Below are 5573 nucleotides of genomic sequence, written 5' to 3' on the forward strand. Positions count from 1 at the left end.
AAATGCGGAAGGGCTCGCCCAGCCACCCCCACAAGAGGCAACCAAACGAGCCCAACCAACATCAATTACGGCGGCGTCCTACTCTCCCACCCCAGCAAGGAGGCAGTACCATCGGCGCTGGAAAGCTTAACTTCCGGGTTCGGAATGGGACCGGGTGTTTCCTTCCCGCTATGACCACCGTAAACCTCCACCCAACCACCCACCCCAAACACCAGGCGAGCGCGGGAAACCCACGGAAAACCAACCACCAAAAAGGCAGCCAGCCAAAAACGAATAGTGTGCGCGAGCATCCAGTCATCTGCGATGGACAAGCCCTCGGCCGATTAGTACCGGTCAGCTCCACCCCTCACAAGGCTTCCACATCCGGCCTATCAACCCCATCGTCTCTAGGGGGCCTTACCCACTCGAAGTGGTGGGAGACCTCATCTTGAAGCAAGCTTCCCGCTTAGATGCTTTCAGCGGTTATCTTTCCCGAACGTAGCCAACCAGCCATGCCCTTGGCAGGACAACTGGCACACCAGAGGTTCGTCCATCCCGGTCCTCTCGTACTAGGGACAGCCCTTCTCAAGTCTCCAACGCGCGCAGCGGATAGGGACCGAACTGTCTCACGACGTTCTAAACCCAGCTCGCGTGCCGCTTTAATGGGCGAACAGCCCAACCCTTGGGACCAACTCCAGCCCCAGGATGCGACGAGCCGACATCGAGGTGCCAAACCATCCCGTCGATATGGACTCTTGGGGAAGATCAGCCTGTTATCCCCGGGGTACCTTTTAGCCGTTGAGCGACACCGCTTCCACACGCCGGTGCCGGATCACTAGTCCCTGCTTTCGCACCTGCTCGACACGTCCGTCTCACAGTCAAGCTCCCTTGTGCACTTACACTCAACACCTGATTGCCAACCAGGCTGAGGGAACCTTTGGGCGCCTCCGTTACTCTTTAGGAGGCAACCGCCCCAGTTAAACTACCCACCAGACACTGTCCCCGAACCGGATCACGGTCCCAGGTTAGATGCCCGAAACAGTCAGAGTGGTATTTCACCAACGCCTCCACCATCACTAGCGTGACAGCTTCACCGGCTCCCACCTATCCTACACAAACCATCCCAAACACCAATGTCAAGCTATAGTGAAGGTCCCGGGGTCTTTCCGTCCTGCTGCGCGAAACGAGCATCTTTACTCGTAGTGCAATTTCACCGGGCCCATGGTTGAGACAGCGGGGAAGTCGTTACGCCATTCGTGCAGGTCGGAACTTACCCGACAAGGAATTTCGCTACCTTAGGATGGTTATAGTTACCACCGCCGTTTACCGGCGCTTAGATTCCCAGCCTCGACACAAAAGTATCTAACCAGTCCTCTTAACGTTCCGGCACCGGGCAGGCGTCAGTCCGTATACAGCGTCTTACGACTTCGCACGGACCTGTGTTTTTAATAAACAGTCGCTTCCCCCCGGTATCTGCGACCCCACCCAGCTCACGAGGAAAACTCGATCACCAGACAGGGCTCCCCTTCTCCCAAAGTTACGGGGACAGTTTGCCGAGTTCCTTAACCATGGTTCACCCGATCGCCTCGGTCTACTCGACCTGACCACCTGCGTCGGTTTAGGGTACGGGCCGCCCACACACTCGCTAGAGGCTTTTCTCGACAGTACGGGATCACTCACTTCAGCTCAACGCCTCGACGTCACGCCTCACCCTTCACAGAACACGGATTTACCTATGCTCCAGGCTACACGCTTGACCCGGGAACAACCATCGCCCGGTAGAGCTACCCCTCTGCGTCACCCCATCACTTACCTACTACCCAATCGGATCCCACGCCTCCACCCACAAACACCCGAAGGCGAAAATGAGCTTCAGTGGTGGTTAGCATCAAAGGATTCAGTATTGGACGCGTATGAACGGGTACGGGAATATCAACCCGTTATCCATCGACTACGCCTGTCGGCCTCGCCTTAGGCCCCGACTCACCCTGGGCGGATTAACCTGCCCCAGGAACCCTTAGTCAATCGGCGCCAGTGTTTCTCACACTGGTTTCGCTACTCATGCCTGCATTCTCACTCCCACACAATCCACCACAGAATCACTTCGCAGCTTCACCTCGTGCAGGACGCTCCCCTACCAAACAACACAAAAGTGTTGAGTCCACAGCTTCGGCGGTGTACTTAAGCCCCGTTACATTATCGGCGCAGAATCACTTGACCAGTGAGCTATTACGCACTCTTTAAAGGATGGCTGCTTCTAAGCCAACCTCCTGGTTGTCTCAGCAACTCCACAACCTTTCCCACTTAGCACACGCTTAGGGGCCTTAGCTGATGATCTGGGCTGTTTCCCTCTCGACTACGAAGCTTATCCCCCGCAGTCTCACTGCCTCGCTAACTTAAACCGGCATTCGGAGTTTAGCTGACGTCAGTAACCTTGTAGGGCCCATCAGCCAACCAGTAGCTCTACCTCCGGCAAGCAACACGAAACGCTGCACCTAAATGCATTTCGGGGAGAACCAGCTATCACGGAGTTTGATTGGCCTTTCACCCCTACCCACACCTCATCCCCCAGGTTTTCAACCCTGGTGGGTTCGGGCCTCCACGAAGTCTTACCTCCGCTTCACCCTGGACATGGGTAGATCACTCCGCTTCGGGTCCACAGCATGCGACTCAAACGCCCTATTCAGACTCGCTTTCGCTACGGCTACCCCACCCGGGTTAACCTCGCCACACACCATGACTCGCAGGCTCATTCTTCAAAAGGCACGCCATCACCCACCACCCACAAGGAGTCCAGGCTCTGACGGCTTGACAGCACACGGTTTCAGGTACTATTTCACGACCCCTCACCGGGGCACTTTTCACCTTTCCCTCACGGTACTAGTGCACTATCGGTCATCAGGACGTATTTAGGCTTAGCAGGTGGTCCTGCCAGATTCACACGGAATTTCACGGGCTCCGCGCTACTCGGGAATACACCAACGACTAGACCTGATCTTCACCTACGGGACTCTCACCCACTCCGGTACCGTTTACCACCAGTTTCGGCTAATCAGACCATCATCGCGCCCAGCCGGCAGACTGAACACAGCACATCCCACAACCCCGCACACGCAACCCCTGCCGGGTATCACACGCGCACGGTTTAGCCACATCCCCTTTCGCTCACCACTACTCAGGGAATCACTATTGTTTTCTCTTCCTGCGGGTACTGAGATGTTTCACTTCCCCGCGTCACCACCAACTACCCTATACATTCAGGTAGCGGCAACCCGACACAACTCGGGCTAGGTTTCCCCATTCGGACACCCACGGATCAAAGCTCGGTTGACAGCTCCCCGTGGCCTATCGCGGCCTCCCACGTCCTTCATCGGCGCCTGATGCCAAGGCATCCACCGTGTGCCACTATCACTTGGCCACCACAGATACAAGATGCTCGCGCACACTATTCACAAATCAAAACACCACCCGCAAACCCAAACACCACTCAACGAGAAAAAAACCTCACCAAGAGTTCTTTGAGGCGGCACCAGAAAACAACCACCAACCCTCCCCACCAAGCCCAGCCGGCACACTCGCACGACCAAACCCTCAACGATGAAGAAAGCCGGTATCGGTTGCTTCCTCAGATACCCAACAGCGCGCCCCCCAGCTCTAGGAAACCAGGGGCAAAGTTCATCCACTCAACAACCAAGACCGAACACTCCAGCCACCCACCAGCACCCATCGAAGGCACCAGCATCAGCAACCAGCATCGGTTCCACTCTCGAGTCAACCGACCATGATAGGAAAAACAGTCGGCTTCAATGACTCCTTAGAAAGGAGGTGATCCAGCCGCACCTTCCGGTACGGCTACCTTGTTACGACTTCGTCCCAATCGCCAGCCCCACCTTCACTCACTCCCTCCCCGAAGGGTTGGGCCGCAAGTTTCGGGTGTTGCCGACTTTCGTGACGTGACGGGCGGTGTGTACAAGGCCCGGGAACGTATTCACCGCGGCGTTGCTGATCCGCGATTACTAGCGACTCCACCTTCATGGGGTCGAGTTGCAGACCCCAATCCGAACTGAGACCGGCTTTTAGGGATTCGCTCCGCCTTACGACATCGCACGCCCTCTGTACCGGCCATTGTAGCATGTTTGCAGCCCAAGACATAAGGGGCATGATGACTTGACGTCATCCCCACCTTCCTCCGAGTTGACCCCGGCAGTCTCCCATGAGTCCCCACCATTACGTGCTGGCAACATGGAACAAGGGTTGCGCTCGTTGCGGGACTTAACCCAACATCTCACGACACGAGCTGACGACAGCCATGCACCACCTGTCACCCACCAACTAAATGACCCCGTGTCTCCACGAGTCCATGGGTGATGTCAAACCTTGGTAAGGTTCTTCGCGTTGCGTCGAATTAAGCAACATGCTCCGCCGCTTGTGCGGGCCCCCGTCAATTCCTTTGAGTTTTAGCCTTGCGGCCGTACTCCCCAGGCGGGGCGCTTAATGCGTTAGCTACGGCACGGAGACCGTGGAAAGTCCCCACACCTAGCGCCCAACGTTTACGGCATGGACTACCAGGGTATCTAATCCTGTTCGCTCCCCATGCTTTCGCTCCTCAGCGTCAGGTAAGGCCCAGAGACCCGCCTTCGCCACCGGTGTTCCTCCTGATATCTGCGCATTTCACCGCTACACCAGGAATTCCAGTCTCCCCTACCTACCTCTAGCCAGCCCGTATCCACTGCAGAACCGGAGTTAAGCCCCGGTCTTTCACAGCAGACGCGACTAGCCGCCTACGAGCTCTTTACGCCCAATAATTCCGGACAACGCTCGGACCCTACGTATTACCGCGGCTGCTGGCACGTAGTTAGCCGGTCCTTATTCCCCACCTACCGTCAACCCCCAGAAAACTGGGAGCCTGCGTGAGTGGTAAAAGAGGTTTACAACCCGAAGGCCGTCATCCCCCACGCGGCGTCGCTGCGTCAGGCTTTCGCCCATTGCGCAATATTCCCCACTGCTGCCTCCCGCAGGAGTCTGGGCCGTGTCTCAGTCCCAGTGTGGCCGGTCGCCCTCTCAGGCCGGCTACCCGTTATCGCCTTGGTGAGCCATTACCTCACCAACAAGCTGATAGGCCGCGAGTCCATCCCCAACCGAAAAAACTTTCCACACCCTCCCATGCAGGAGCGTGTCATATCCGGTATTAGACCGAGTTTCCTCGGCTTATCCCAGAGTTGGGGGCAGGTTACTCACGTGTTACTCACCCGTTCGCCGCTCGTGTACCCCGAAGGGCCTTACCGCTCGACTTGCATGTGTTAAGCACGCCGCCAGCGTTCGTCCTGAGCCAGGATCAAACTCTCCATTAAGGTCTACCACCACGACCCGAAGACCGTGGAAACCTAGATGGCGTCAACCCTGACTGAACATCAAACTGACATTCAATCAAAGGAATCCCTCACCATCACAATGTGATGGTCGGGAGCCAAAACAAACTTGGCTGTAAGTAAATAAACACGCGCTGTTGAGTTCTCAAAAAGCAACCGCTTAACCGTCTACAAGCATTCCCAGCGGGCCAGGCCCGCGTGTCACGCTCTTCGTATCGGTGCGGC

Annotated in this window: 3 rRNA genes; all 3 read right to left on the bottom strand. The window is 56.5% G+C overall.

Features of this window, described 5'->3' with window-relative positions:
• Positions 1-65: 65 nt before the first annotated feature.
• The 3 genes from rrf to QSJ59_RS24195 all read right to left on the bottom strand — a co-directional run bounded on the left by rrf (position 66) and on the right by QSJ59_RS24195 (position 5330).
• Positions 66-182: ribosomal RNA gene (gene rrf, locus QSJ59_RS24185) — 5S ribosomal RNA — on the bottom strand.
• 120 nt (positions 183-302) lie between these two features.
• A 23S ribosomal RNA gene (locus tag QSJ59_RS24190) occupies positions 303-3398 on the bottom strand.
• Between the two features lie 399 nt (positions 3399-3797).
• Positions 3798-5330 (bottom strand): 16S ribosomal RNA (locus tag QSJ59_RS24195).
• Together the 16S, 23S and 5S rRNA genes form the textbook arrangement of a ribosomal RNA operon.
• Positions 5331-5573: the final 243 nt, after the last annotated feature.

This window comes from Nocardiopsis ansamitocini (assembly GCF_030268225.1).
Classification (GTDB): Bacteria; Actinomycetota; Actinomycetes; order Streptosporangiales; family Streptosporangiaceae; genus Nocardiopsis_D; species Nocardiopsis_D ansamitocini.